Here is a 25,854-nt window from a genome sequence, read left to right as displayed (position 1 = left end):
AGGATAGCCGTACTGATCCAGATCAAAGAGCAGCGTCAAATACCGGAGTCGCTGGCGGGCAGACTGACCGTGCCGAAAGCTCTTGCCATGCCTGCGAGCGCCGACATCCGGGTTCACATCACGGACCAGTGCGCGCTGTTTGCCCGCCCCAGCGATGATTTCCGCGCCGACATCCTTGTTGCGGCTGGTGACAAGGTTGCACAAGGCGCTCCGGTGCTGCGCTCGCGCCGGCATCCCGATCTGACTCTCGTTGCGCCGGTCGCGGGCGAGGTTGCTGCGGCTGATCTCGGACCGGGCAAGCGGCTCTCCCACATCCTCTTCTTCCACGATGCAAAGGCCGGACGTCACGAACACGATGTGTCCGCCGCACGCGCCGAAAATGACCCGGTGGCCGTGCGCGCGCTGCTGCTGTCGGCTGGCATGTGGCCGCTTTTCCGGTCGCGCCCTTTCGGACGCGTGCCGCTGCCAGCCGAGCAGCCGGCAGCGATCTTCGTCATGGCGCTCGACACGAGGCCGGACGCGCCACTGCCGCAGTTGGCGCTGGCGGGCCGTCTCGACGCCTTCTTGCGAGGTTGTCAGGCGTTGGCGAGCCTGACCAACGGTCCCGTGTACGTGTGCCATGACGGCGCCGCCGACCTGGACGACCTCGACGTCGGCAACGACCGCATCCGACTGACCAGGATCGGGCCGTTCCACCCTCATGGTCTGGCCGGGCTGCAGATCGCCGCCCGCTTTCCCGCCGCGCCGGGCCGCCCGGTCTGGGATGTTCATGCCGAGGACGTCGTCGGCCTTGGCTCCTTCCTCGAAACCGGGCTTGTGCCGGAGACGAGACTTGTTTCAGTGTCGGGAGGGGCGCTGCGCGAACATCGCCTGGTGCGCTGTCAGCCAGGCGCCGATCTGCGCGCGCTGACCTTCGACATCGTGAAACCCGGCCCGCACCGCCTGCTGTCGGGTTCATCGCTGGACGGGGTGGAAGGTCGCTGGCTCGGCCCGTGGCGGAGGCAGGTCGCAGCGATCGCCGGGACCGGTACGGAGCGGTCGCCGCATTGGTTTTCGGCTGCGCTCCGCCGCTCCAGCCGACCGCTGCCGATCATCCCGACCGCTGCGCTCGACCATGCCTTCGGCGGCATCCTGCCCGCCGCACTGCTGGTGCGTGCGCTTGCGGCGAACGATTCCGAGACCGCCATGCGGCTTGGTGCATTGTCGCTGGTCGAAGAGGACGTGGCGCTCGCCGACTACATCACAGCGGCCGCGCCGCACCTCACCGCCATGCTGCGCGCCATGCTGGACCGTATCGCGGCCGAGGAGATCGCATGACACGGGGTATCTGGGATCGCGAGACCGTTGCGCTATTGTTGCTGGCGGCAGCGATGCCCCTGGCGGTGACTTGGCTTCTCGCGACGGGTATGCAGGGCGCGCTGCGTCTCGTCTTCGTGCTCATCGCCGCCGGCCTGTGGCACCTCGCCTTCATGCTTGCGCGTGCGCAGCCTCCGTCCTTCGCCGGCGCGCTGACGGCGTTCGCCGTCGCGGTTCTGGCACCGGCCGAACTCGGCCTGCTGCCGATGCTGATCGGCATCAGCTTCGGCGTCGTGGCGGGCGAACTCGCTTTCGGCGGATGGGGGCGCAACGTGGTCAACCCGGCCACCGTCGCCATCGCCTTTCTCGGCTTTGGCTTTCCGGCTGCGCCGTGGCCCGTGCTGCCGATCCAGTTGGGTTGGGCCGCGATTGCTATGGCGGCAATCGGTATGCTTGTAGGCGTGATGGCGTGGCGCATCGCGGTGAGCGCGACCGCAGTGCTCGTGATTGCATGGTATGGCGGTATGCTCGCCATGCCGTTCCTGACAGCGGCAGCGGTGGTGCTCGTCCTGTTGGTCTGCGACCCGGTGACCAGCGCGGCGACGGATCTGGGTCGCTGGCTTAATGGCTTGCTCTACGCCGCGCTCGTGATGGTGTTCGCTTCAGGCTGGCAGGGAGCGGCTGCGGTTCAGGTTGCGATCTCGGCGGCACTCCTGACCTCTCTGGCTGCACCGCTCCTCGATGAAATTGCCATGCGCCGATGGCTTGCGCGGAGGAAGCATCTTGGCTGACCTCAATCCGCTGTCGCTGTGGCGACGCTTCCTTGCCACCCCGAATGACAGCCGCGCCAAGACGTTGGTCGTAGCCTTTCTGGTGTCCGCCATCTGCGCGGTTCTCGTCACCGGCGCGACAGTTGTACTGAGGCCAATCCAGACACAGAACCGCGCCGCCGAGCAGCAGGCCCGGCTCGAAGCGTTGATTGCGGCCGTGCCCGGCATGTCGGAACTGGTCGAAGAGGCGGGCGGCGACGCCTTGTCCACGGTGGTCGTCAACCTCGATGCCGGCGCCGCAGCGACCGACGTCACGCCTGAGACCCTGGACACGGCGCTCGCCGACGTCTCGAACTGGACGACGCTCGCCGCCGGCGACGATCTCGCCGGAATCGGCAGCCGGCCGAACTATGCGCAGATCTATCTGCTGCGCAGGGGCGATGCCGTCTCGCTGGTCATCCTGCCGATGGCAGGCACCGGCTATGGCGGTCGTATCCAGGCACTGCTGGCCTTGCGCGGCGACATGGCTACGCTGGCAGGCATAGCAATTACAGAACAGGCGGAGACGCCGGGCCTCGGCGCGCGCATTGAGGAGGCGCAATGGCAGCAAAGCTTTGCCAGCAAGCGTCTTTTTGACGAGATCGGTGTCCCGCGCTTCGCCGTTGCGCGCGGACAGGCCCGAACCGAATATGAGGTCGACGGCATCACCGGCGCCACCCGTACCAGTAACGCCGTCACCCAGATGGTGCGCTTCTGGACCGGACCGAAGGGCTACGGCCCGTTAATGACCGCCATCCGTCGCGGAGAGTTCTAGGCGATGGCGAGCAACGTGAGCCTTTGGGGCACGCTGACGACGCCGCTGATCCGTCAGAACCCGGTGACGCTGCAAATCCTCGGCATCTGCTCGGCCCTTGCCGTAACCACCTCGCTCGACACCGCGCTCACCATGTCGATCTCGCTGACTGTGGTGGTGGTGCTCGCCGCCGGCATCATCAGCGCGATCCGCCGCCACATCCCGAACACGATCCGCATCATCGTGCAGATCATCATCGTTGCCTCGCTGGTGATCGTCATCGATCAGGTCCTGCAGGCCTACTTCTACGGGCTCAGCCAGCGCCTGTCGGTATTCGTCAGCCTGATCGCCACCAACTGCATCGTTCTCGGACGGACCGAATCCTTCGCCCGCACGAACCCGCCGCTGCCGTCCATGGTCGACGCACTCGGCAGCGGGCTTGGCTATGGGCTTGTGTTGATGCTGGTTGGGGCCTGCCGCGAACTGTTCGGCTCAGGCAAGCTTCTTGGCTATCAGGTGCTGCCGCTAGCCGATCAGGGCGGCTGGTTCACGCCGCTCAGCCTGATGCTGCTCGCCCCCAGCGCCTTCTTTCTGCTCGGGGCGCTGGTCTGGACGATGCGCAGCATCTGGCCCGAGCAGGCGGATGAGCCCGACTTCGCGCCGCATGAGATCGAGGAGGAACGCTGATGGCCGATCTCGGCGCGCTCTTCCTGCGGGCGATGTTCATCGAGAACATGCCGCTCACCTATTTCCTCGGCCTGTGCACCTTCCTGGCGCTGTCGCGCCGCACCGACACGGCTTTCGGCCTTGGCGTCGCGGTCATCGTGGTGATGGGTGTCACGGTTCCCCTCAACCAGCTCATCTACAACGCGGTGCTGGCGCCGGGTGCTTGGGGCTGGGCCGGTATGCCGGAGGTGGACCTGTCCTATCTGTCGCTGCTAACCTTCATCGGCGTTGTCGCGGCAAGCGTGCAACTGCTGGAAATGGTGCTCGAGCGCTATCTACCGCGTGTTCAGGCCGCGTTCGGCGCATTCCTGCCGCTGCTTGCGATCCACTGTGCGATCCTCGGCGGCAGCCTGTTCATGGTCGAGCGGCGTTACGATCTCGCCGAGGCTGTCGTCTATGGTCTCGGAAGCGGGGCAGGCTTCGCTCTGGCCGTGATTCTGCTTGGCGCGGTGCGTGCTCGACTTGCTTATGCCGACCTGCCCGCAGGGCTGCGGGGCCTCGGCGTCGCCTTCCTGATTACCGGCATGATGTCGCTCGGCTTCTCCTCTTTCGCACAGATGGCAGCCCAATGACCGAGGTCGTGTTGGGCACTGTGTTCATCATCCTGCTGATCGTTGCGTTGACGACGGCGCTGATTCTTGCGCGCGGGCGGCTCATCCCGCCAGGCGCGGTCGCCGTCACGGTCAACGGCGGCAAGCAAATCGACGCGGCGCGTGGCGACCAGTTGCTTGCCGTCCTCCATGGCGCTGGTATCGCCATTCCGGCCGCCTGCGGCGGCGCAGGCACCTGCGGTCTCTGTCGCGTCGCAGTCGAGGGCGAGGGTCTGGGCGACCCGCAGGCGACCGAGATGGGCCTGCTGTCACCTGCCGAGCGGCGCGACCATGTGCGCCTCGCCTGCCAGACCAAGCTGCGCGGCCCGGTCGAGGTCACCGTCGCAGCCGACGTGCTGGCGGCGGACTCCTTTCCCTGCAAGGTCCTGTCCAGTCGCATGCTGGCGCCGCTTATCCGCGAGCTGGTGCTGGAGCTGCCGGCCGGCCGAGACTTCCGTTTCCGCGCCGGCGGCTTCGCCCAGCTCACAGCGCCCGCCTACGCGCTCGACTTCGCGACGATGGAAATCGACCCGGCGCATGCCCAAGCTTGGCGCATCGCCGGCTGGTCGTCATTGAAGTCGGCATCACCGAAGCCCGTGACGCGCGCCTATTCCGTCGCCAGCCGGCCGCTGGATGCCGGCCGCATCGTCTTCAACATCCGGCTCGCCGTGCCGCCGGCCGGTCGCGAGCACAACATCCCGCCCGGCGTTGTCTCCTCCTGGCTGTTCTCGCTGAAGCCGGGCGATACGGTCGAGACGGGAGGCCCGTTCGGCGAGTTCCACGTCCAGCCCACGCAGCGCGAGATGGTGTTCATCGGCGGCGGCGTCGGCATGGCGCCGCTGCGCGCCATGATCCACGAGCAGATCGGTCTCGGCACGACGCGGCGCATGTCCTATTTCTACGGCGCGCGCACGGCAGCCGACCTCTTCTATGTCGATGAGTTCGAGGAGATCGCAGCAAGGCACCCGAACTTCACCTGGGTTCCGGCCCTCTCCGACCCCGCTCCGTCCGACCGCTGGACCGGCGCAACCGGCTTCATCCACGACACGGTGCGCAAGGTGCTGGCCGGCCATCCCGCGCCGGAGGAATGCGAATACTATCTCTGCGGACCGCCGGTGATGATTTCGGCCGTGCTCGCCATGTTGAACCGGCTGGGTGTCGAGCCGCATTCCATCTACAATGACGATTTCGGAGGCTGACCCATGCGCCCCATGTCCACCCTCATCGACCGGCGTCGCTTCCTCGCCCTCGGCGCCGCCTGTGTCGCGGCTCCCGCCGTCGCGCGCGGCGTCTCGCCGCTGGCGGGCATCGGCGGAGCCGCGTTCGGTACCGGCTGGAGCGTTTCGCTGCCGGCAGGCACGCCAACCGCCGCCTTGCAGGCTCACATCGAAGCGCTGCTCGCCGATCTGGACCTCGTCTTCTCACCGTGGCGGGCCGACAGCGTGATTTCCCGTTTCAATGACGCCGGCGCCGGAGACATGGCCGTTGCCGACGAGGTCGCGGAAGTGGCGCATTCGGCTCTCATCATCGCCGAGAGCAGCAGCGGCCACTTCGACCCGACGGTCGGCCCGCTGGTCGCGCGCTGGGGTTTCGGGCCGATCGACCATGGCGAGGCGATGCCCGGAGGTTGGCGCGGCCTGTCCGTGGCCAACGACCACATCGCAAAGACGAGACCGGGTCTCACGCTCGACCTGTGCGGCATCGCGAAAGGCCACGCGCTCGACCGCATGGCCGGCCTGCTGCTGGATGCCGGCCACGACGACTTCCTGATCGACTTCGGTGGCGAGCTAGCCGCTCGTGGACGGCATCCGTCGGGACGCGTCTGGCAGGTGGGCATCGAGGACCCGCGACCTGAAGCGGAAGGCTTCGTCGGCATGCTGCGGCTGGACAGCCTCGCGGTCGCGACGTCGGGCGATCGCGCCAACGGCTACAACATCGGCCCGCGCCGCTACAGCCACATCATCGACCCCGCCACGCGGGAGCCGGTCGAAGGCGCGCTTGCCTCGGTGAGCGTGCTGACGGCCTCAGCGCGCGAGGCCGACGGCTGGGCGACGGCGCTGATGGCGGCCGGCGAGGCCGGGCCGGAGCTGGCGCGCAACCGAGATATCGCCGCGCTGTTCCTGTTCCGCGACGGTGTCGGCCTGCGAAGCGTTGCGACCGGCGCGGTCGAAAAGCATCTCGCCTGAGGTCCGCCGATGGAAGCGCTTCTCGCAATTCTGATCGTCTGCCTGTCCGCCATCGGCCTCGGCGCTGGCCTGATGATGGGCCGGGGGGCGCCGAGCCGGGGTTGCGATGGCCTTGCCTGTGTCGGCGGAACGCGCTGCGACGGCTGTCCGCACGCGAAGGAGGAGAACCGGCGATGACCATGGGCACCACCGTCGAGCACATCATGCGTGCGGAGTTTCCGCGCCTGTCTCCCGAGATGCCGATCCGTGAAGCGGTCGCGGCCTTCGCCAGGCAACGCATGGCCTCGGCGCCGGTCATCGACGATCGTGGAGGGCTGGTCGGTATCCTGACGGAGAAGGACTGCTTCCGCCCGATGTTGAACGCCAGCTACTACCAGCAATGGGGCGGAGCGGTTGCCGACTTCATGACCCGGGAGGTACGCGCGCTCACTGTCGATCTCGACCTTGTCTCCGCCGCCGAAGAGTTCCTGGCGCGCTCGCACCGTGTCTATCCCGTGCTGCGCGACGGCGAGGTGGCCGGCATGCTGCACCGGTCGGATCTCTTCGCTGCGATCCTGACTGCCTCCGAGCACAGTTCAGGGCCTTGATTAGCTAGTCACGAAGTAAAAATGATGGTCATGCACCGATGAACTCATTATCGCGCGGAGGGGATTCGGATTGATCCAGTGCCATTCGATTGTCCGATGACAGACATCTGCCGACACGGTTCCAAACCCGGCTCTTGCACGCAATCGTTCAGCAGGATCCGTCTCTTGTCGCTCGCTAAGAGGTGCCGTCGCGCTCGGCGCGACGTCCCTTACCACCTGCTCGGCAGGCTTTGGTGATTGGAGATCTTGATTTCCTCTTCGGTCCTTCATTATTACGTTGAGATCAGACTCCCTTTTAGACCACAATGTCAATTCTGGACGCGCGTGCCTGCGCGCCGTTCCAGAATTTCCACAGCCTGATCAAGCCGGCCGATACCCGCCAGCCCACCCTGATCCGCAAAGTCTGCCGCAGCTGTCATCTTCGGTCCCATCGACCCGGCGGGAAGATCGAGTACGCGTGCCTCGTCTGGTGTCAATGTGGCGATCGGTGCCTCTGTCGGGGTGCCGAAACCGCGATAGACCGCGTCCACGTCGGTCAGCAGCAGAAGGGCATCGGCTCCGATCTGGCGCGCGAGAAGCGCGCTGGCGGCGTCCTTGTCGATCACCGCCTCGATGCCGCTCATGCTGCCGTCGCGCTGCCGCAGCACCGGAATGCCGCCTCCGCCGGTGCAGATAATGATCACATCCCGATCCAGGAGAAGCTGCAGCACACGAATGTCGGGGATTTCCTTCGGCATGGGCGAGGGCACGACGCGGCGCCACTTGTCCCCATCCTGCGCGATGGTCCAACCGGCCGCGTTTGCGCGGGCCTCGGCTTCTTTGCGTTCATAGACCGGGCCGATGAACTTCGTGGGTTTGTGAAAGGCCGGATCGTCAGCGTCCACAATCACCTGTGTCAGGAGCGTGGCGACAGGCCGCGTGTGGCCCAGTGCGTTCTCCAGTTCCTGTTCGATCATGTAGCCGATCATGCCGCCGGTTTCGGCCCCGAGCACATCCAGCGGATAGGCCTCGTCCGGCTTGTAGGCCGCGCCCTGAAGCGCCAGCAACCCGACCTGCGGACCGTTGCCGTGCGTGATGACCAGCCTGTGCCCGGCCTCGACGATGCAGGCCAGTGCGCGCGCGGCCTGGCGCACATTGGCCCGCTGGTTCTCGGCCGTCAGAGGCTCCCCGCGCCGGAGCAGCGCATTCCCGCCAAGTGCTGCCACGACAAGCATGTTCAGCCCCCCAGGGTGGCGACCAGAACCGCCTTGATCGTGTGCAGCCGGTTCTCGGCCTGATCGAAGACGATCGAGGCCGGCCCTTCAAAGACCTCCTCGGTCACTTCCATGCAGTCCAGACCGTACTCGTCCTTGATCTGCTGGCCAACCGTCGTCTCGGTATTGTGGAAGGCGGGCAGGCAATGCATGAAACGGGCGCGCGGGTTGCCGGTCTTGTTCATCACATCGGCATTGACCTGATAGGGTATCAGCAGCTTGATGCGGTCGGCCCACTTCTCCTTGGCCTCGCCCATCGAAAGCCAGACATCGGTATAGACGAAATCCACGCCCTTCACGCCCTCGTCGATGGAATCGGTCAGGGTGATCCGCGCGCCGGTGTCTTTTGCGACGGCCTTTGCATAGTCCTGGACTTCGGTCGTGGGCCACAGTGTCCGAGGGGCGCAAAGCCGCACATCCATGCCCATCTTGGCACCGCCGATCAGCAGGCTGTCACCCATATTGTTGCGGGCATCGCCGAGGAAGCAATAGGATACCTCGCGCAACGGCTTTTCGGCATGTTCCTGCATCGTCAGGAAATCGGCGAGGATCTGGGTCGGGTGGAATTCGTCCGTCAGCCCGTTATAGACCGGCACGCCGGACCAGTCGGCCAGGGTTTGCACCACCTCTTGCCCGAAGCCGCGGTACTCGATCGCGTCATAGACACGGCCCAGCACCCGGGCGGTATCCTTGACGGTCTCCTTGTGGCCCATGTGATTGCCCGAGGGGCCAAGATAGGTCACGGTCGCGCCCTGGTCATGCGCCGCCACCTCGAAGCCGACGCGGGTGCGGGTGCTGTCCTTCTCGAAGATCAGCGCGATCTCCTTGCCCCTGAGCGTCGGAACCTCGGTGCCCGCGTATTTCGCGGCCTTCAGATCGGCGGAGAGCTTGAGAAGATAGCCGATCTCCTGCGGGGTGAAGTCCCGCAGGGTCAGGAAATGACGGTTCTTCAGGTTGAAAGCCATTGTGCGCCTCCTCAAACTGCGTCGCGGATGGTGGGACAGGACATGCAGTGGCTGCCGCCGCGGCCCCGGCCCAGTTCGGCGCCGGGAATGGCGCGCACCTCGATGCCGGCGGCCTTCAACGCCGCATTGGTGTCATCGTTGCGGTCATAGCCGACGACCACGCCGGGACGCAGGCAGAGCACGTTGTTGCCGTCATTCCACTGCTCGCGCTTGCGTTCCTCTTCGGTGTTGCCGCCGGTCGGCACCAGTTCCAGCGACTTGTAGCCCAGAACCTCCGCCACGATCTCGAAAATTGGACGCGGATCGTGGCGGAATTCCACCGGCGCTCCGCCCTTGCCGGGGCCTATGTCGTAACAGACCAGTTCATCTGCCACTTCCTTGAAAGTCGTCACCACGTTGCCGCCGCAAAGGGTGAAGATCGTGTCAAGATGCATCGCGGCGCGCGACTTGGGGATGGCGAAAGCCAGAACCCGATGGGCGGCTCCTTTTTCGAACAGCGAAACCGCCAATTGCCCGATGCCCTGCGGCGAGGACCGTTCGCCCATGCCCACCAGCACGGCGCCATTGCCGACCGGCATCACATCGCCGCCTTCGACGGTCGACAGCCCATGATCGACAGCTGGGTCTCCGAAGTAGATTTCCGCCTTGCCGGCAAACTTCGGATGAAACTTGTAGATCGCGGTGTTCAGCAGCGTCTCGGGACGGCGCGCCGGCCAATGCATCGGGTTGACGGATACGCCGCCGTAGATCCAGGCCGAGTTGTCGCGGGTGAACAGCGCGTTGGGCAGCGGCGGCAGGATCAGGCCCTGATAGCCCAGATAAGCACCGAACAGGCCATGCGGCTTGAACGGCAGGTCGCTGGTGGCCAGCCCGCCCAACAGGTATTCGGCCAGCCTAACGCCGGGCAGTTCCTCCATCCAGGCGCGGAGATCCGACAGCATGCCGACGCCGACCTGATCGCGGTTGATGCGGTGATCCAGCACATATTTGCGACCTTCGGCCACATCCAGCGTTTCGGCCAGCAGGTCGTTCACGTCCAGCACTTCGATGCCTTCCTCGCGCATGACAGAGGAGAACACGTCGTGATCCTTTTGAGCCTGCTTGACCCAGAAGACGTCGTCGAACAGCAGTTCCTGGCAATTGTCCGGGGTCAGACGGCGATGGGCAAGGCCGGGGCGGCACACAATCACCTGATGCAACTTGCCGGTTTCGGAGTGAACACCGAGAGTACGATCAGACATGGCATTTCCTTTCTCTTACAGAAGCGCACCAAGGGTAAGTACCACCGAGATGAACGCCAACAGGATCAGCATCAGCGGCCAGATGAAGACGATCCAGCGGTCGTATGACACACGGCCGATGGCGAGACCGCCGATCACCACCGCGAAGGTGGGGTTGATGAGGTTTACCAAGCCGTTTGCCGACTGATAGGCTGTCACCACTAGATCACGGCCGACACCTGCAAAGTCGGCAAGCGGCGCAAGAATCGGCATCGACAGCACGGCGAGCCCCGACGAGGACGGCACGAAAAAACTCATCCCGATCTCGATCCAGAGCATCAGGTTGATGAAGGCCAGTTCGCCCAGCCCTCCCAGCGTTTGCTCGGCGCCATGCAGAATAGTGTCGGCAATCCGCCCATGGTCCATGATGACGACGATGCCGCGGGCGAGACCTATCACAAGCGCCACGCCGAGAAGGTCACGCGCACCGTCCACGAAATTGCCGGTAAGTTTTTTTTCGCCCATCCGCGCCACCAGCCCGATAACGATGGCCGATCCGAGAAACAATGCTCCCATTTGCGCCATCCACCAGCCCTGGCCGGCAACGCCCCAGATCATCACCGCAAAGGTCATGGCGAAGATGACAAGGACGAGCTTCTGCGTGCCGGTCAAGGCAGTATCTGCATCCTTGCCGGCCTTGCCCTGCAAGAACACTTTGCGATGCGATTCGGCCTGCCCGGCCACGACCGAGCGTGAGGGATCGGCCTTGATTCGATGCGCATAGCGCATGACATAGGCCGCGCAGATCACCAGTCCACCCAGCAGGATCACCAGGCGGAGGGTCATTCCTTCGGTGAATGCGACACCGGCCGCATTGGAGGCGATGACCGTGGCAAAAGGGTTGATGGTCGAGCCCAGCACGCCGATCCCTGCGCCGATCAGGATGATGGCCACACCCGTCACCGCGTCATAGCCCGCCGCAATCACTACCGGGATGAGGATTGCATAAAAGGCCAGCGTTTCCTCGGCCATGCCGTAGGTCGTCCCGCCCAGCGCGAAGAGGGACATCATGATCGGGATCATCCAGATCTCGCGTCCCTTCACTGCCGACATCGCCGTCCTGATCCCTGTGTCTATCGCTCCGGTGGCGTTCACGACGCCCAGAAACCCGCCAAGGAACAGCACGAAAAGCGCGACGTCGATGGCGTTCGCCGCGTTGCTGTCGGGATCGTAAAAGCCCGCAACAGGCGCAAGCATCACGTGGACGAAGCCCTGTGGGTTCCGCTCGACCTCGCGGTAGGTTCCGACCACGGCTACCTCGCGGCCGACTTCCTCGTTCATCACGCGGTCATATTGGCCAGCGGGAATGATCCAGGTCAGAGCGGCGACAAATACGATGAGAAGAAAAAGGATCGTGTATGCAGTCGGAAAACGGGACGAAAGCTCTTGTGCCGGATCGTCGCGTTGCATCGTTTCTTCGGTCATTGAAAACTCCTTCCGGCGCGTCTCCCTGCGCATTTTGCCTGTGATTCTATCGCATAGCAACGATTTCGCCTATCTATTGTCAAGGCCGCACTCAATGCGGTCATTGACGTGCATCAAGTCGGGTCGGATTTCCTTGTGGTAGTTTTACTGTAACTAATCCCGCCACCGTCGCATCAGACGGAAACTTGCCATCGCCATCCAGAGGCAAAGACTCCGCTACCTTGCCAAAGACAATCGTCGAGGCGTGCTTGCGCTAGATAGTTTGCCCCGGTACCCTCAAACGCGACGTGAGGCCATAAATTGCCGTACTTGAGGACCAGTTCGTGAAGAAAAGATCGAAGTATCTCATCCCGGTCATTCTGGCGGTCGCGGTCGTCGCGGCTTATTTTGCTTGGGGCAAACTGAAGGCACCGGCCTTGCCCGACGGCATCGTCAGTGCGAACGGGCGGATCGAGGCAACCGAGATCGACATCGCGGCCCTGACTGGGGGACGCATCGCCGACATCACGGCTGCCGAAGGAGACTTCGTCAAGGCTGGCGCTGTTCTGGTGCAAATGGATATCGTCCAGCTCAACGCCCAGAAACGGCAGGCCGAGGCACAGCTGCGCCGGGCTGAAATCGCGGTCGAGACCGCGAAGGTCCTGGTCGCAAAGGCAGAAGCGGAAAAGCGTGCTTCAGTAGCCAGAGTCGATCAGGCGGAAGCGGTGGCGGATGCGGCGGCGCGGAAGCTGGCGCGCTCGGAACGGCTTCTTCTGTCGAACACGACTTCCCAGCAGGTGGTTGACGACGACCGGGCGCAGGATCGCCAGGCAAAGGCGGGTGTCGCCTCGGCCGAGGCCTCGGATGCCGCCGCCCAGGCCGGCATCAATTCCGCACAGGCGCAGGTGGTGGACGCCCAGGCTGCGGTCGAGGCCGCACAGGCGTCGATCGATTCGATCACGGCCTCGATCAACGACGCGACGCTGGTTTCGCCCCGCGACGGCCGCATCCAGTACCGCGTCGCAGAAGAAGGTGAGATCGTCGCCTCGGGTGGCCGTATCCTCAGCCTTGTCGATCTGGGCGACGTCTACATGACGATCTTCCTGCCCACCTCGCAGGCCGGGCGGGTGCAGGTCGGATCCGAAGTGCGGCTGGTCATGGATGCCGCCCCCGACTATGTGATCCCTGCGACGGTCAGCTATGTGGCAGACGTGGCGCAGTTCACCCCCAAGACGGTCGAAACCGCCGACGAACGCGAAAAGCTGATGTTCCGCATCCGTGCGCGGATCGACCCGGAACTGCTTGTCCGCTATATCGAATACGTCAAGACCGGCCTGCCGGGCATGGCCTATCTGCGGCTTGATCCATCGGTCGACTGGCCGGCCACACTTGCCAATATCGTGAAATGATCGGGGCCGAACATCCGCCCGTAGCGACAGTTGCCGGCCTGACGCTGCGTTACGGCAAGGTCACGGCGCTGGACAATGTGACGCTGGACGTTCCCGCCGGCATGATGGTCGGACTGATCGGCCCCGACGGGGTGGGCAAGTCCAGCCTGTTGTCGCTACTGGCCGGAGCGCGCGTGATCCAGGAGGGGCGCGTCGCGGTTCTGGGTGGCGACATGCGCGATGCCGGGCACCGGGGGCGGGTCTGCCCGCGCATCGCCTATATGCCACAGGGCCTGGGCAAGAACCTCTATCCCACGCTATCGGTCGAAGAGAATCTCGATTTCTTCGGCAGCCTTTTCGGCCACGACAATGTCGAGCGTGCGCGGCGCATCACCGACCTGTTGGCCGCCACCGGCATGTCGCCGTTTCGCAACCGTCCGGCGGCAAAGCTCTCGGGCGGCATGAAACAGAAGCTCGGCCTGTGCTGCGCGCTCATCCATGACCCGGATTTCCTGATCCTCGATGAGCCGACCACCGGTGTCGATCCTCTCTCACGCCGTCAGTTCTGGGATCTGATCGACCGGATCCGCAAGGACCGCCCCGGTATGAGCGTGATCACCGCCACCGCCTATATGGAGGAGGCCGCGCGTTTCGACTGGCTGGTGGCGATGAATGCGGGCGAGGTGCTGGCGATCGGGACCACCGCCGAACTGCTCGGCCGGACCGGCGCGGCGGATCTGGATGCCGCCTTCATCGCGCTTTTGCCTGAAGACGACCGGGGTGACGATGTCGCCGTTGTCATTCCGCCGCGCGAAGGCGGCGACAGCGAGATCGCCATCGAGGCCGAGGGGCTGACCCAGCGGTTCGGCGATTTCACTGCCGTCGACAATGTCAGATTCCGCATTTCCAAGGGCGAGATTTTTGGCTTCCTCGGCTCGAATGGCTGCGGCAAGACCACGACGATGAAGATGCTGACCGGGCTGCTGGAGCCGACCGAGGGGACGGCAAAGCTGTTCGGGCATGAGGTCGATGCACGCGATATGGCGGTGCGCCGCCGTGTCGGATTCATGTCTCAAGCGTTCTCTCTCTACTCCGAGCTTACGGTGTTTCAGAACCTGGAGCTGCACGCGAAGCTTTTCGCGATGGATCCGGAAATGATTCCCGCACGCGTTCAGGAGATGATCACCCGCTTCGATCTTGAGGATGTGACCGACACACTCCCCGAGGCGCTGCCTCTGGGCATCCGTCAACGGCTGTCGCTGGCGGTGGCGATGATCCACGGCCCCGAGATACTGATCCTCGACGAGCCGACTTCCGGGGTCGATCCTGTGGCGAGGAACGGCTTCTGGCGCATCCTTGCGGAACTGTCGCGCAAGGATGGCGTCACCATCTTTGTCTCGACCCATTTCATGAACGAGGCCGAATGGTGCGACCGCATCAGCCTGATGCATGCGGGCAAGGTGCTGGTCAGCGACACGGCGGAGGCGATCACGAAATCCAAAGGCTGTGCGACCCTTGAGGATGCCTTTGTCGCTTATCTGCAAGAGGCGATCGACGACACTGCGCCTGAACCCGCGCCAGAGCCCGCTACTGTGCCGGCTTCGTCCGGAACAGCGCCGGCCCGTCACAACGAAACCGGCGGCTACAGTCTTCGCCGCCTGATCAGCTATTCGAGGCTTGAAAGCCTGCAGTTGCAGCGCGATCCGATCCGGCTGGCCATGGCCCTGATCGGCTCGGTGCTTCTGATGATCGTCATCGGTTTCGGCATCAACATGGATGTCGAGGATCTCACCTTCGCGGTCCTCGACCATGACCAGACCACCGCAAGCCGCGACTATGTCCAGGACATCGCCGGATCGCGCTACTTCATCGAAAAGGCGCCGCTCACAAGCTATGAGGATATCGACGCACGGATGCGTGCGGGAGACATCAGCCTTGCCATCGAGATCCCTCCCGGTTTCGCCGCCGATGTCGCACGTGGCCGCAGCGTCGAGATCGGCGCCTGGTTTGACGGGGCTAACCCGTCCCTTGCCAATACGGTCCAAGGCTATATCCAGGGGATGCATGGCGACTGGATCACGCGCAAAATGCGCGAAGCTTACGGCGACAGAGCCTCAACCGCGGATTTCCAGCTTGTCATCCGCTATCGTTATAACCCGGATGTAAAAAGCATCGTCGCCATGGCGCCGGCGGTCATTCCGATGCTGCTGTTGATGATTCCCGCGATCCTGACCACCCTTTCGGTGGCGCGGGAGAAAGAGTTGGGCTCGATCATCAATTTCTACGTCACGCCGGTCACGCGGCTGGAATTCCTGCTGGGAAAGCAACTGCCCTATATTGGCCTTGCCATGGTCAACTTCTTCCTGATGATGGCATTGGCCGTGTTCTTCTTTGGCGTGCCGTTCACCGGCAGTTTCGCAGGCTTGACGGTAGCCGCGCTGATCTACGTGACGGCATCGACGGCGCTTGGCTTTCTGGTGTCGGTCTTCATCTCAAGCCAGGTGGCGGCGCTGTTCGCCACCGCGCTGCTGACAATGATTCCGGCTGTGTCCTATTCAGGGTTGATTGATCCGGTTTCGTCCCTGCAAGGCTTCGGACGCTTGATCGGCGAGATCTACCCAACGACCTGGTTCGTCACCGCGGCGCGGGGCGCCTTTTCCAAGGCCTTCGGCTTCGCTGAAATGCTCGGGCCGATGCTGGCGATGGGGCTTGCTGTTCCGGTGATCCTTGCCCTGGCCGCGACTTTCCTGAAAAAGCAGGCGGGATAGGGTCATGGATCTGAAGAACGTCTGGAACCTCGGAACCAAGGAACTGCGTGGCCTTGCTCGGGACTGGATCATGCTGATCCTGATTGCCTATTCCTTCAGTCTTTCGGTTTGGACCTCGGCCAACTCCCGCCCCGACGCGCTGAGCAAGGCGGCGATCTCGATCGTTGACGAGGATCAGTCGCAGCTGTCCTCGCGGATCACTTCTGCCTTCTATCCACCGTATTTCGTTCCTCCGAATCTGATCACGGCTGCCGAAGTCGACAGGCGGATGGATGCCGGCCTTGATACTTTCGCACTGGATATACCCCCGGACTTTGAACGCGACGTGCTGGCGGGCAAGTCACCGGAAATCCAGCTCAGCGTCGACGCCACCCGGATGAGCCAGGCCTTTACCGGGGGCGGTTATGTCAGCCAGATCGTTTCCAGCGAAGTTTCGGAATATGTAGCCGGTCATCGGACGCAGACCGCCCTGCCGGTCGGGTTGGCCTTGCGCGCCCGCTACAACCCCGCGCTCGATCCCAGCTGGTTCGGGGCGATTTCCAGCGTGATCCAGTCGATCACCATGCTCTCACTGATCCTGACCGGCGCGGCGCTGATCCGGGAAAAGGAACACGGCACGGTCGAGCATCTGCTGGTCATGCCGGTGACAGCGACCGAGATCATGCTGTCCAAGATCTGGTCGATGGGTTTTGTCGTTCTGCTCGGTTCGGCCTTCTCCCTGATGGTCGTGGTTCAGACGCTGATGGCGGTGCCGGTGCAGGGTTCTGTACCGCTGTTCCTGGGCGGAGCGGTGCTGATGATGTTCGCGATGACTTCGCTGGGGATATTCATGGCGACAGTGGCCGGGACCATGCCTCAGTTCGCGCTGCTGATGATGCTGGTGCTGCTGCCGTTACAGGTGCTGTCGGGCGCCATGACGCCGCGCGAATCCATGCCTGAAATCATCCAGTTCATCATGCTGGCCGCGCCCAACACGCATTTCATAATCCTGTCGCAGGCCATTCTGTTCCGTGGCGCCGGGTTCGATGTCGTCTGGCCGCAGTTCCTCGCGCTGGCGGTGATCGGAGGGGCGCTGTTCTGGCTGGCGCTGCAGAGGTTCCGCGCCTTCCTGAAGTAGTAGCCTCACTCGGCATGCCCCGATCTTGCAAGACAGGCCAAGGATTGACGGGGCGTTGATAATGTAACCACCCCCCGACGGCATTGATGTGCCAGAGTAGGATCGTGTGTCAATGAAGCTGGGCGATATTGACCGGGCCGTTCTCCGGGAGCCTCAGTAGGAGGGCCAGAGTCAAAATATCGAGCGGGCCGAACGGGTCTCCGCGCCGCCCGCCATCGGTCACGCCCCATCCAGCTGTGGCTGTGGCTTGTTGTGTGCGCCTGCTGAGTGTTCCGCCTCGAACGCGCTCTTTCCCTTTTCGGCCCAGAGCGCGATTGCTTTGTCGCGCTCATCGCTTCGGAGCTTGTCGGCCATCCAGATGAGCGCGCCAAGAATGGTCGCGCGGTCGTCGCCGGTCAGGTCCACGATGCCCGCTTTGAAAATGAGACCGCCCAGTTCGATGAGATGCCGGGTGCGCTTGCGGCGTTCGACCTGCCATGTTCGCATGTCATTGCGCGCCCGTGCCGCCTGATGCCGGTTGCGCGCTGCCCGGTTGCGATTGAGCGCCGTCAGTGTTGCGGTCAGACGCTGACGCAGATCGCCGCGACCGCCCTTGAAAGAATGCCGCGCCGCGCTTCGCCCATGCCTCCCTCTTTCCGGCATCGGTCGTTTCGGCCAGCACGACCAGCGCCCCAGCCAGTTCGTCGGCGGTGAGGCCGTCCGCCCCGGCGGCGATGACCAGTTCGCCAAGCTGCTGAACCTTGCGCTGTTTCAGTTCACGCGCCTTGTCTTCCAGGGCCTTCAATTCCGCATCAAAGTCCCGCGGCTTGCGCATTGCGTCCTCCATAAGCTGTTGATGCAGCGATAATAGTTGAGCGCGTTGCGGATTGCTTCTATGTTGCCGGGACGGTGTGGCACGGCCCGGTCCATCCCGAGATTTTTTCGAGGGAGGGCGCGCTTATACGTCGTTCCGACGTGCGCTTGGCCGTGCCAATGCTTGATCGCGATGGCGATCTATCATCTTCACGTCAAGGTCATTGGCCGCAAGGCCGGGTCGAGCGCGGTGGCGTCCGCCGCCTACCGCTCGGCCTCGCGGATGCGCGACGAGCGTATCGACCGCGTGCAGGACTTTTCCAACAAGCGCGGCGTCGTCCATTCCGAGATCATGTTGCCGGAAGGAGCACCGGAGCATCTTGGCGACCGCGAACGGCTCTGGAACGATGTCGAGGCGTTCGAGGTACGCAAGGACGCCCAGCTCGCCCGCGAGGTGGAGTTCGCCATTCCGCGCGAGATGACACAGGCGCAAGGCATCGAACTTGCCCGCGATTTCGCCCAAGCCGAATTTGTCGATCAGGGCATGATCGCCGATGTGAACGTGCATTGGGACATGGCCGAGGACGGAAGCCCCAAACCTCATGCCCATGTCATGCTGACCATGCGCAGCGTGGACGAGAACGGTTTCGGCCCAAAAGTGCGGGACTGGAACCGCACGGAGATGGTGGAGCGCTGGCGCGAACGCTGGGCCGAACATGTCAACGAGCGCCTTGCCGAACTCGACATTGACGCCCGCATTGACCATCGCAGCCTTGAGGCCCAGGGCATCGGGCTTGAGCCGCAAAGCCAGATCGGGGCACCCGCGCAACGCATCGAGGGCGAAGGCATTGAGGCCGCCGACCGCGCCGACATGCACCGTGAGATCGCCCGCAACAACGGCGCGCGGATCATCGCCGATCCATCGGTAGCGCTGGACGCGATCACACAGCAGCAATCGACCTTCACGCGGCGCGACATGGCGAAGTTCGCGCACCGGCACAGCGACGGGATCGAGCAGTTCAACGAGGTCATGGGCGCAATGCGCGGCTCGCCCGATCTGGTCGAACTCGGGCAGGACGGGCGCGGCGAGGATCGCTTCACCACCCGCAACATGATCGAGGCGGAACAGCGCCTTCACCGTGCTGCCGAGATGATGGCCGTGAAGGAACGTCACGAGGTGAACGATACGCATCGCGACATGGCATTGGCGCGCGCTGAACAACGCGGCCTTGTTCTTTCCGGCGAGCAGGCCGACGCGCTGGCGCATGTCACGGACGGGCGCGATCTTGGCATCGTCGTCGGCTATGCCGGGACGGGAAAGAGCGCCATGCTCGGCGTCGCCCGCGAGGCATGGGAGGCGGCAGGCTTTGAGGTTTGCGGTGTTGCCCTGTCAGGCATCGCGGCTGAAAACCTTGAAGGCGGATCGGGCATTGCGTCCCGCACCATCGCCAGCATGGAACATGGCTGGGGACAGGGCCACGACATGCTGACGTCCCGCGATGTGCTGGTCATCGACGAGGCGGGCATGGTCGGCACGCGGCAATTGGAGCGCGTGCTTTCCCATGCGGCGGAAGCCGGTGCCAAGGTGGTGCTGGTCGGCGATCCGCAGCAGTTGCAATCCATTGAGGCGGGCGCCGCGTTCCGTTCGATCCATGAACGTCATGGCGGTGCGGAAATCGGCGAGGTGCGCCGCCAGCGCGAGGACTGGCAGCGGGACGCGACTCGCGATCTGGCGACCGGCAGGACCGGCAATGCCATCGCCGCCTATGACCGTCACGGCATGATGCATGCCGCCGAGACCCGCGAGCAGGCGCGCGGCGATCTGATCGACCGCTGGGGCCGCGACCGGCAGGCATCGCCGGACGCGAGCCGCATCATTCTCACCCACACCAACGCCGAGGTGCGCGAACTCAACGAGGCGGCCCGTGACCGTATGCGGACGGCGGGTGATCTGGGCGAGGATGTGCGCGTGACCGTCGAGCGCGGCGACCGGAATTTTGCCAGCGGGGATCGCGTCATGTTTCTGCAAAACGAGCGCGGCCTTGGCGTCAAGAACGGCACGCTCGGCACCATCGAACAGGTCAGCTCGGAGAGCATGACCGTGCAGACCGATGACGGACGCGGCATCTCTTTTGATCTGAAAGACTACGACCGCATCGACCATGGTTACGCTGCGACAATCCATAAGGCGCAGGGCATGACGGTGGATCGCACCCATGTTCTGGCGACACCGGGCATGGACGCCCATGGCAGCTATGTCGCCCTGTCGCGCCACCGCGACGGCATGGACCTGCACTATGGCCGCGACGACTTCACCAGTCAGGATAAACTCATCAACACCCTGTCGCGTGACCGGGCCAAAGACATGGCGACGGATTACGAACAGATCGACCCGGCCCAGGACTATGCCGAACGGCGCGGCATCACCTTCCGCGCCCGTGTCGCCCAGATCATGCGCAGGCTGATGCCGGAGCGGCTGCGCGATGCTGTCGATGGGATGCTGGACGGTCTGCGCCAGCCCGGTGACGCCGCGCCTGGCGCTGATGGTGTGAGACGACCGGAAAGGGAAAGGACCGGAAAGCCGGTGGTGGAGCGGCAGATCGGGGAAGACCCCGAGGCCGCGTTGCGCCGCGCCCGTGGCCGGGCCTTTGTCCGTCATGCCCGTGCCGTGGATGCGGTCTTCAAGGCGCAGGACCGGGGTATCTCGGCGACGCCCGAGCAGGTGCAGGAACTGCATGAGGCCCGCGCCGGATTTGACGATATGCGCCCTCATGGCTCCCGCGACGCCGAGGCCGTCTATAAACGGAATCCCGGATTCGCCGCCGATGTCGCTTCAGGTGATGCCGACCGCGCCTTGCCCGCCAGACGCGCCCTGCAACTGGAAACCGAAATGCGCCAGAACCCCGATCTGCGCGCCGACCGCTTCGTGGAACGTTTTCGCGACCTCAGGCAGACCGGCGACCGCCAATATGCGGCGGGCAACTATTCCGGCTACAAGGCCGCCCGCGCCGAGATGGGCAACATGGCAATGAGCCTTGAGCGCGATCCCCAGATGGAATCCCTGCTCGAAGGTCGCAAGAAGCAACTCGGCATCGACATGGATTTCGACTCAGGCATGAGGCTCGGTCGGCAACTCGCCCTCAGTCACGGCCTCGGCAGGGGAAGGGGCATCGGGTTGTAAAACCGTCCTGTTAGCCACCGCCCCCTTGTCGCATATCGTGTCGCGTGTCGTTCGCGACCTGCGACAAAAACTTGCGACACGAAACCGCCTGATTTTCTGGGGACTGCCGATCTGGTGGAGGTTTTAGGATTTCCGCGAACAAGGAAAGCTCTCCGAGGCGACCCGCCCTTAGCCGAACCGGCCGACCATATTGCGCAAATCACTTCCAACGCTGAGCGCAGACATGCTCACCCTCCGTGTCGGCCAGATAGAGTGGGTAGAAGGTCCGCAGCCGGACCGCGCCGACGATCTTGCAGCCTGCCTTGTCGGCACAGATGGCCAGCGTCTTGCGCGCATCGTCAACGGTGCAGAGCACTGTCGAACAGCGCCGGTGATGCAACGCCCCGCTCGCATCCGAGGTCAGAAGGCCAAGCCGCTCGGCATCGTCAATGTCGAGGCCGAACAGATCGGCCTCGGCCAGCGGGTGCGTTCCCGTAACCTGTGGCGGCGGCACCTCGACACCATAGGCGATAGCGCTGGACCAATGGACCGTCGATTTGGCATCGGCGCGGCACATCAGGCCGAGGTCGACGGGCCCGGCTTCGCTGGACGCCGGGAAAAGCGCGAGGATGACAAGAAAAAACAGCACTGGTTTCATTCGTCTCATTCCGTGGCGCGGATGCGGGCATTGCCGTTTCCACGTTGCAAATCCTTCACATGCCCCCCGATGTCGGGAAGCGAATGTATGAACTTGTCGATGCGACGTAGAGCCAGACGAGGCTAGCCCCCACCCACAGGATGGCAAGCCAGGAGAGGACGCGCAGGACACTCGATTGTCCGGCCCGCTTCCACCTGAGATCGACAAGGCCGGCGACAGGGAACCAGATCGCCCATAGCATGCCGGCCCAGATCGTCGCGGGCCAGACATCATCGCCGCTCCAGTCGTTCAGATTTCCGTAGAGGGGCGCAAGGAGCGGATAGCAGGCGTAATAGAGTCCGACGCCCAGCATGCCCATGCTGAACAGGCCGAGGGCCGCGACGACGAAGCCGGCAATAATGGAGCCTTTGATGGCGAAAAGCGTGTTCATTGGGATCGGGTCTTCCTCAGGTCTTGTATTACGTCCAGACGCCGATCGGCAGGATCGGCACGCCGAGAATTGCCGTCGGCCAATGCTCGACGGTGAAGCCGCCGATCACCCTGAAGAAACCGGTCATGTGGCCTCCGGTGCCGGCTCCGCGGCTGGTTCGGGGCGGCCGTCCCTGTCGAAGCGAAAGATCCAGTTCAGCGTTTCGCTGTGACGATCTAGCCTTGCGGGCAGCTTGATCAGGTCGCCCGGCCGGTCCCGATATCCGGTGAAGACGATCGGGCGCAAGGCGGCGCTGACGGCATGATAGGTTTCGGGGACGCCTTCCTCCTGAAGATCGCCCATCTGCGGATAGCCCCCCGCGCGGATGACGACGCCGCCGTCGAAATCGTGAAGGGCAAAGCCGGGCGCGGCCGGCGCGATGTCCACCCATGCCCGCGCAAGGCGCGCCTCCAGCCGCTCGCGCCCGCCGATGGCGGTGAGCGCGGCGTCGCCGAGGACGGTCAGCCAGTTCACGGCCTGGATGCGGCCGGGCTTCCTGCTCAGGTTGAAGGCGCCGGGAAAGTCGAGCCCGCAGAAGCGCGATAGGATCGGCCAGCTTTCGTCGGGCCACTGAAGCTCCATCCCCGGTTCCGCGATGAGGGCGAAGCCGGCCGAGCCGTAATCTGGCTTCACGATCGAGGCCCATTCCACAACCGCCGCGACATAGCGGTCCGGGTCTTCCTTCATGAACGAAGCGGGCAACACCGCATGGAAATACGACAGCCAGTCCGGCGCGTAGTCTCCGACCAGTTGCGCCACGCCATGCCAAAGAGGAATCTCCCGGTCCTCGCAGATCGTGATGCCGAACGCCTTGACCGCCTCGGCTTCGGTCGCCTGCCTGCGTTGCCTTTCCGGAAAATCCGCCTTGGCGAGAGCCGAAAGACGTTTCGAGTCGTTCGGCAGGATGCGCGTGACATGCGGGCCGGCGAGCCTTGCATAGGCGGCGAGCGCATCGACTGCCGAGGTCCGCACCCGCGGCTCCGGGCCGTTCGGGAAGTAGAACTGCGCCCGCACGCCGATACGCATGATCGGCTTGCCGCTGTGGCGGTGGGGGATGAGCGCGTCGTCAAGCGTCTCGTAATCCATGCGGCGGTCCATGGTCAGTCCCTTTCACCGCCTCGCCGAAGGCCGAGAAGCGATCCGGCCAGCCACATGCAGAGGGCCGCCCGCACGATGGCGACCGTGCTGAAATCCATCGTGCCCACAGCCGCGCCGGTCGCGGCCATGATCATCAATTCGCGTTGCAGGCGCGGCGCGAGTTCATCGCGAATGGCGGAAGCCAACGCATCCCGCTCGTCCGCCGCGAACGGCTTCAGGTTGGCGCGATACCAGGTGCTTTCGGGACGCCAGATGCGCGGGGCCGAGCGCAGGCAGGCCATGGCGATCAACCAGTAGAGCCCGACCGCCAACAGCGCCATCGACGCCACGAGTGGAACGGCCGGCAGAAACTCGTACAGGGGCAAGGCGAACTGCGACGCCACGAACAGGCCGGCGAGCGCAAGATAGGGAACGGAGCCCGGCAGGCCGCGGGCGTTGCGCAAGTCGATCATCGGGCCGGTTCCGGTATTTTCGTGCAGTGAATCGCCTCCGAGGATTGCAGATCGAATCGTCACGCAAGCATAAAGGTCCCGCCAAGCCGGGCAAACCGCCAGACGGTTACATCTTTGCTGCAAATGGCTATATTGGCACATACGAGGCGTGGCAGAGAGGTTTATCGCGGGCGGCGGCTTCGAAAGAGGCCCGCTCCGGGCTTTGAGGCCTTCAGGACTCTCACGGCGCGCGCAGGTTCGAATCCTGTCGCCTCGTCTCTGGAGCGGGTGGATGCATCCTCACGATCTGCTGTGCATGATGCGGGCGCCAGATTATCGCGTGAACAACCGGGCAGGACGATGCTGAGCGCCTCTTTGCAAGATTTCATCGACACCTACGATCTGGACGACAAGGGCGTGGATGCGATCACGCAGGATGACGCCGGACGGGTGCGCTTCGTCTTCGAGCTGTTCCATTGCGACGATGCGCTTCGCAGCGACGAATCCATGGATTACCGGCTGGCCGCTACGTTTCGCCCGGAAGATGTGACCCTCCACGAGGGTGTGCTGTGGCACGAGGAGGGAGACTGGCTGGGTACGATTCTCGATCTTCAGACGCAGGACGGCCCGTTGCGCCTCGGCATCGAATGGCGGAGCCTCATTGACCGGAACCATTCCTGGACGAGCCTGTCGCTGTGCGATGGTCCGCTCCAGGCCGAGGAAATCGTCAGTGAACGCAGGAGAGAACGCTGACGAAAGGAAACGAAATGGACAGCTTTGCACGATTCATTCCCGACGGGGCAGAGCTCGACGCCAGGGCGATCCGCGCCGCCGGTCTTGCGGCGCGACCGTTTCCCGAATTGGCAATTCCCGCCGAAATCGCCGCTGTCGGCAGGCTGGTGGGAGCCGAGCAGGCGGAACTCTGGAGCTGCCAGTATCAACGGGAACCACTTCACCTCGCGGGATTGAGCTTGGATGAAGCCGGACGCCAGTCCTTCGCCCTCGGTTATGAAAGCGTTCTGGTCGCGTTCGAGGCAGCGCGAACCTATATCTGGCAGCCGCTCGAACATGAGTTCTTCGTCATCTTCGCTCCCCAGCCGACGCTGGAAGCCATTCGCTCGGCCGGCATCTTCGCGTATGATTTCCACGACTATGCCCGTGAAGACTATTTCAAGGGAAAGCGGTCCGACTATCTCGTTGAAATGGGCAGGCGCTACACGATCGCCGGTCGTGATCCGCAAGGAGATGACGCATGATGCTGGCTGATTTCCCAGCGACTATCTTATACACGCAGGTGCTGGTCCAGACTGAAAGCCATGCGGGGATCGGCCTGCTGTGGACCGACGAGCATGTGGCGCAAGGCTTTGCCTGGTCGGACGGCCTCGTTTCCTTCGGCGTGCCGGATCATGACGGCGAGTGCCGGATACAGGTCGAGGTCTCCCGTGGCGCCGTTCCGGACCCGCAGGCGCTGTGGGCGGTGCAGGTTCCCTTCTACGTCGCCGGCCCGTTGCAAATCGGCGCCATCTTCGATCCGCACAGCGTCGTTGTTCCGAATGGGAGCTATAACCTCACCTGGCAGGCGTTTTCAGGCGGAAGCGACCATGCCTATACGCTGCGGCTGACCTTCTCGCAGAGCGCCACGCCGGAGTTCCGCATCCTGAAGAAGGGCGGCGACATCACCGCCGATACGGTCCTGCGCCGCGACGCCGAAGCGGCGAAATAGAAGCGGCCGCAGGCGGAGGACGAGTCGTGCATTGGACAGAGATAGACTGGAAGAGGATAAATCCGATCCACGACGACCTTCTGGCGAAGGTTCGCAGCGAGACCGGCCGAGCCTGGAAGGATGCCAACGGGGAGTTGCATTCCCACTACAAGGAAATGCCGTTCTGGATCGTCCTTCATGAGGATGGCGATGTCCGCCAGGCGCATGCTGTCTTCCGGGAGATCGTTCGTCCGGCGCTCAGTGAGATCGAGCCGGTACAGTGCACGGTCGGGTATAGCGTCGTGAAGGATGGAAAGCGCCGGCACTACTTTCTCGGGACCAACGCCGAAATCCTGAATGACGGCGGCCTGCTCGACGATTGACCCCGTAGGACCAAATACGTTGCCTCAAGTGTAAATCG

The 25,854-nt window shown here is 63.8% G+C and carries 27 protein-coding genes and 1 tRNA gene; 18 read left to right on the top strand and 10 right to left on the bottom strand.

The window, feature by feature from the left end; genetic code table 11:
- Window positions 1–87 precede the first annotated feature (87 nt).
- The 9 genes from BUB57_RS05305 to BUB57_RS05270 are packed head-to-tail and all read left to right on the top strand — an operon-like array spanning window position 88 to window position 6,948.
- Entirely contained in the window at window positions 88–1,317 is a 1,230-nt protein-coding gene (locus BUB57_RS05305; protein ID WP_073063262.1) for a Na(+)-translocating NADH-quinone reductase subunit A, read from the top strand.
- Window positions 1,314–2,087 (top strand): RnfABCDGE type electron transport complex subunit D, encoded by a 774-nt coding sequence (locus BUB57_RS05300; RefSeq protein WP_073063259.1) that lies wholly within the window; start codon window positions 1,314–1,316, stop codon window positions 2,085–2,087. The genes BUB57_RS05305 and BUB57_RS05300 overlap by 4 nt, the downstream gene beginning before the upstream one ends.
- The gene (gene nqrC, locus BUB57_RS05295) at window positions 2,080–2,880 is read left to right on the top strand and encodes an NADH:ubiquinone reductase (Na(+)-transporting) subunit C (protein WP_073063256.1); all 801 of its coding nucleotides are present in this window, start codon (window positions 2,080–2,082) and stop codon (window positions 2,878–2,880) included. The genes BUB57_RS05300 and nqrC overlap by 8 nt, the downstream gene beginning before the upstream one ends.
- A gap of 3 nt (window positions 2,881–2,883) precedes the next feature.
- A complete protein-coding gene (locus BUB57_RS05290; protein ID WP_073063252.1) occupies window positions 2,884–3,546 on the top strand; it encodes an NADH:ubiquinone reductase (Na(+)-transporting) subunit D in 663 nt (220 codons plus the stop codon).
- Window positions 3,546–4,157, top strand: coding sequence for an NADH:ubiquinone reductase (Na(+)-transporting) subunit E (nqrE, locus tag BUB57_RS05285; RefSeq protein WP_073063249.1), 612 nt, complete (start codon window positions 3,546–3,548; stop codon window positions 4,155–4,157). The genes BUB57_RS05290 and nqrE overlap by 1 nt, the downstream gene beginning before the upstream one ends.
- Window positions 4,154–5,374 carry an NADH:ubiquinone reductase (Na(+)-transporting) subunit F gene (gene nqrF / locus BUB57_RS05280; RefSeq protein ID WP_073063246.1) on the top strand — a complete coding sequence of 407 codons (1,221 nt, stop codon included), beginning with the start codon at window positions 4,154–4,156 and terminating at the stop codon, window positions 5,372–5,374. The genes nqrE and nqrF overlap by 4 nt, the downstream gene beginning before the upstream one ends.
- Window positions 5,375–5,386: 12 nt before the next feature.
- Window positions 5,387–6,361, top strand: coding sequence for an FAD:protein FMN transferase (locus tag BUB57_RS05275; protein WP_200796412.1), 975 nt, complete (start codon window positions 5,387–5,389; stop codon window positions 6,359–6,361).
- A 9-nt stretch (window positions 6,362–6,370) separates the two neighbouring features.
- Window positions 6,371–6,538, top strand: a complete 168-nt coding sequence (locus BUB57_RS16740; protein WP_159435557.1) for a hypothetical protein — start codon at window positions 6,371–6,373, stop codon at window positions 6,536–6,538.
- Window positions 6,535–6,948 (top strand): CBS domain-containing protein, encoded by a 414-nt coding sequence (locus tag BUB57_RS05270; protein WP_073063244.1) that lies wholly within the window; start codon window positions 6,535–6,537, stop codon window positions 6,946–6,948. Before BUB57_RS16740 ends, BUB57_RS05270 begins: the two co-directional genes overlap by 4 nt.
- 308 nt (window positions 6,949–7,256) lie before the next feature.
- Here BUB57_RS05270 and arcC read toward each other — a convergent pair whose 3' ends face one another.
- Genes arcC through BUB57_RS05250 form a run of 4 tightly spaced genes read right to left on the bottom strand, consistent with a single transcriptional unit; the run spans window position 7,257 to window position 11,871 of the window.
- The gene (gene arcC, locus BUB57_RS05265; RefSeq protein ID WP_073063240.1) at window positions 7,257–8,162 is read right to left on the bottom strand and encodes a carbamate kinase; all 906 of its coding nucleotides are present in this window, start codon (window positions 8,160–8,162) and stop codon (window positions 7,257–7,259) included.
- 2 nt (window positions 8,163–8,164) lie between these two features.
- On the bottom strand, window positions 8,165–9,166 hold the full coding sequence (gene argF / locus BUB57_RS05260) for an ornithine carbamoyltransferase (protein ID WP_073063236.1): 1,002 nt from the start codon (window positions 9,164–9,166) through the stop codon (window positions 8,165–8,167).
- Between the two features lie 11 nt (window positions 9,167–9,177).
- On the bottom strand, window positions 9,178–10,407 hold the full coding sequence (locus BUB57_RS05255; protein WP_073063234.1) for an arginine deiminase: 1,230 nt from the start codon (window positions 10,405–10,407) through the stop codon (window positions 9,178–9,180).
- A 15-nt stretch (window positions 10,408–10,422) separates the two neighbouring features.
- A complete protein-coding gene (locus BUB57_RS05250; RefSeq protein ID WP_073063231.1) occupies window positions 10,423–11,871 on the bottom strand; it encodes a YfcC family protein in 1,449 nt (482 codons plus the stop codon).
- Between the two features lie 323 nt (window positions 11,872–12,194).
- Here BUB57_RS05250 and BUB57_RS05245 point away from each other — a divergent pair, with 323 nt between their 5' ends.
- Genes BUB57_RS05245 through BUB57_RS05235 form a run of 3 tightly spaced genes read left to right on the top strand, consistent with a single transcriptional unit; the run spans window position 12,195 to window position 17,123 of the window.
- Window positions 12,195–13,259 carry an HlyD family secretion protein gene (locus tag BUB57_RS05245; RefSeq protein ID WP_073063229.1) on the top strand — a complete coding sequence of 355 codons (1,065 nt, stop codon included), beginning with the start codon at window positions 12,195–12,197 and terminating at the stop codon, window positions 13,257–13,259.
- Window positions 13,256–16,006: a ribosome-associated ATPase/putative transporter RbbA gene (gene rbbA, locus BUB57_RS05240; protein WP_073063225.1), complete on the top strand. Its 2,751-nt coding sequence runs from the start codon at window positions 13,256–13,258 to the stop codon at window positions 16,004–16,006. Before BUB57_RS05245 ends, rbbA begins: the two co-directional genes overlap by 4 nt.
- 4 nt (window positions 16,007–16,010) lie before the next feature.
- A complete protein-coding gene (locus tag BUB57_RS05235; protein WP_073063221.1) occupies window positions 16,011–17,123 on the top strand; it encodes an ABC transporter permease in 1,113 nt (370 codons plus the stop codon).
- A 219-nt stretch (window positions 17,124–17,342) separates the two neighbouring features.
- Here BUB57_RS05235 and BUB57_RS05230 read toward each other — a convergent pair whose 3' ends face one another.
- Window positions 17,343–17,609, bottom strand: coding sequence for a conjugal transfer protein TraD (locus BUB57_RS05230; RefSeq protein WP_073063218.1), 267 nt, complete (start codon window positions 17,607–17,609; stop codon window positions 17,343–17,345).
- Window position 17,610: 1 nt separating this feature from the next.
- The gene (locus tag BUB57_RS05225; protein ID WP_234951985.1) at window positions 17,611–17,937 is read right to left on the bottom strand and encodes a conjugal transfer protein TraD; all 327 of its coding nucleotides are present in this window, start codon (window positions 17,935–17,937) and stop codon (window positions 17,611–17,613) included.
- A 171-nt stretch (window positions 17,938–18,108) separates the two neighbouring features.
- Here BUB57_RS05225 and traA point away from each other — a divergent pair, with 171 nt between their 5' ends.
- Window positions 18,109–21,096, top strand: a complete 2,988-nt coding sequence (traA, locus tag BUB57_RS05220) for a Ti-type conjugative transfer relaxase TraA (protein WP_073063700.1) — start codon at window positions 18,109–18,111, stop codon at window positions 21,094–21,096.
- Window positions 21,097–21,295: 199 nt separating this feature from the next.
- Here the strand turns inward: traA and BUB57_RS05215 are convergent, their stop codons facing one another.
- From BUB57_RS05215 to BUB57_RS05200, 4 genes are all read right to left on the bottom strand, one after another.
- Window positions 21,296–21,733, bottom strand: coding sequence for a hypothetical protein (locus BUB57_RS05215; RefSeq protein ID WP_073063212.1), 438 nt, complete (start codon window positions 21,731–21,733; stop codon window positions 21,296–21,298).
- A 55-nt stretch (window positions 21,734–21,788) separates the two neighbouring features.
- Window positions 21,789–22,163: a hypothetical protein gene (locus BUB57_RS05210; RefSeq protein ID WP_073063209.1), complete on the bottom strand. Its 375-nt coding sequence runs from the start codon at window positions 22,161–22,163 to the stop codon at window positions 21,789–21,791.
- Between the two features lie 123 nt (window positions 22,164–22,286).
- On the bottom strand, window positions 22,287–23,300 hold the full coding sequence (locus BUB57_RS05205) for a type VI immunity family protein (RefSeq protein ID WP_073063206.1): 1,014 nt from the start codon (window positions 23,298–23,300) through the stop codon (window positions 22,287–22,289).
- A gap of 2 nt (window positions 23,301–23,302) precedes the next feature.
- Complete coding sequence (locus BUB57_RS05200; RefSeq protein WP_073063202.1) at window positions 23,303–23,752, bottom strand: hypothetical protein; 450 nt, start codon at window positions 23,750–23,752, stop codon at window positions 23,303–23,305.
- A gap of 142 nt (window positions 23,753–23,894) precedes the next feature.
- On the opposite strand from BUB57_RS05200, the gene BUB57_RS16735 reads away from it, so the two are divergent.
- From BUB57_RS16735 to BUB57_RS05180, 5 genes are all read left to right on the top strand, one after another.
- Window positions 23,895–24,008, top strand: a tRNA-OTHER gene (locus BUB57_RS16735).
- Between the two features lie 83 nt (window positions 24,009–24,091).
- Window positions 24,092–24,484 (top strand): hypothetical protein, encoded by a 393-nt coding sequence (locus BUB57_RS05195; protein ID WP_073063199.1) that lies wholly within the window; start codon window positions 24,092–24,094, stop codon window positions 24,482–24,484.
- Window positions 24,485–24,498: 14 nt separating this feature from the next.
- Window positions 24,499–24,987, top strand: a complete 489-nt coding sequence (locus tag BUB57_RS05190) for a hypothetical protein (protein ID WP_073063195.1) — start codon at window positions 24,499–24,501, stop codon at window positions 24,985–24,987.
- Window positions 24,984–25,454, top strand: coding sequence for a competence protein ComJ (gene comJ / locus BUB57_RS05185; protein ID WP_073063192.1), 471 nt, complete (start codon window positions 24,984–24,986; stop codon window positions 25,452–25,454). Before BUB57_RS05190 ends, comJ begins: the two co-directional genes overlap by 4 nt.
- 26 nt (window positions 25,455–25,480) lie before the next feature.
- Window positions 25,481–25,816 carry a hypothetical protein gene (locus tag BUB57_RS05180; RefSeq protein WP_073063189.1) on the top strand — a complete coding sequence of 112 codons (336 nt, stop codon included), beginning with the start codon at window positions 25,481–25,483 and terminating at the stop codon, window positions 25,814–25,816.
- The last annotated feature ends 38 nt before the right edge of the window (window positions 25,817–25,854 follow it).

The sequence above is a fragment of the Paracoccus solventivorans genome (assembly GCF_900142875.1).
Classification (GTDB): Bacteria; Pseudomonadota; Alphaproteobacteria; order Rhodobacterales; family Rhodobacteraceae; genus Paracoccus; species Paracoccus solventivorans.
This window is presented reverse-complemented; position numbering and strand designations above follow the sequence as displayed.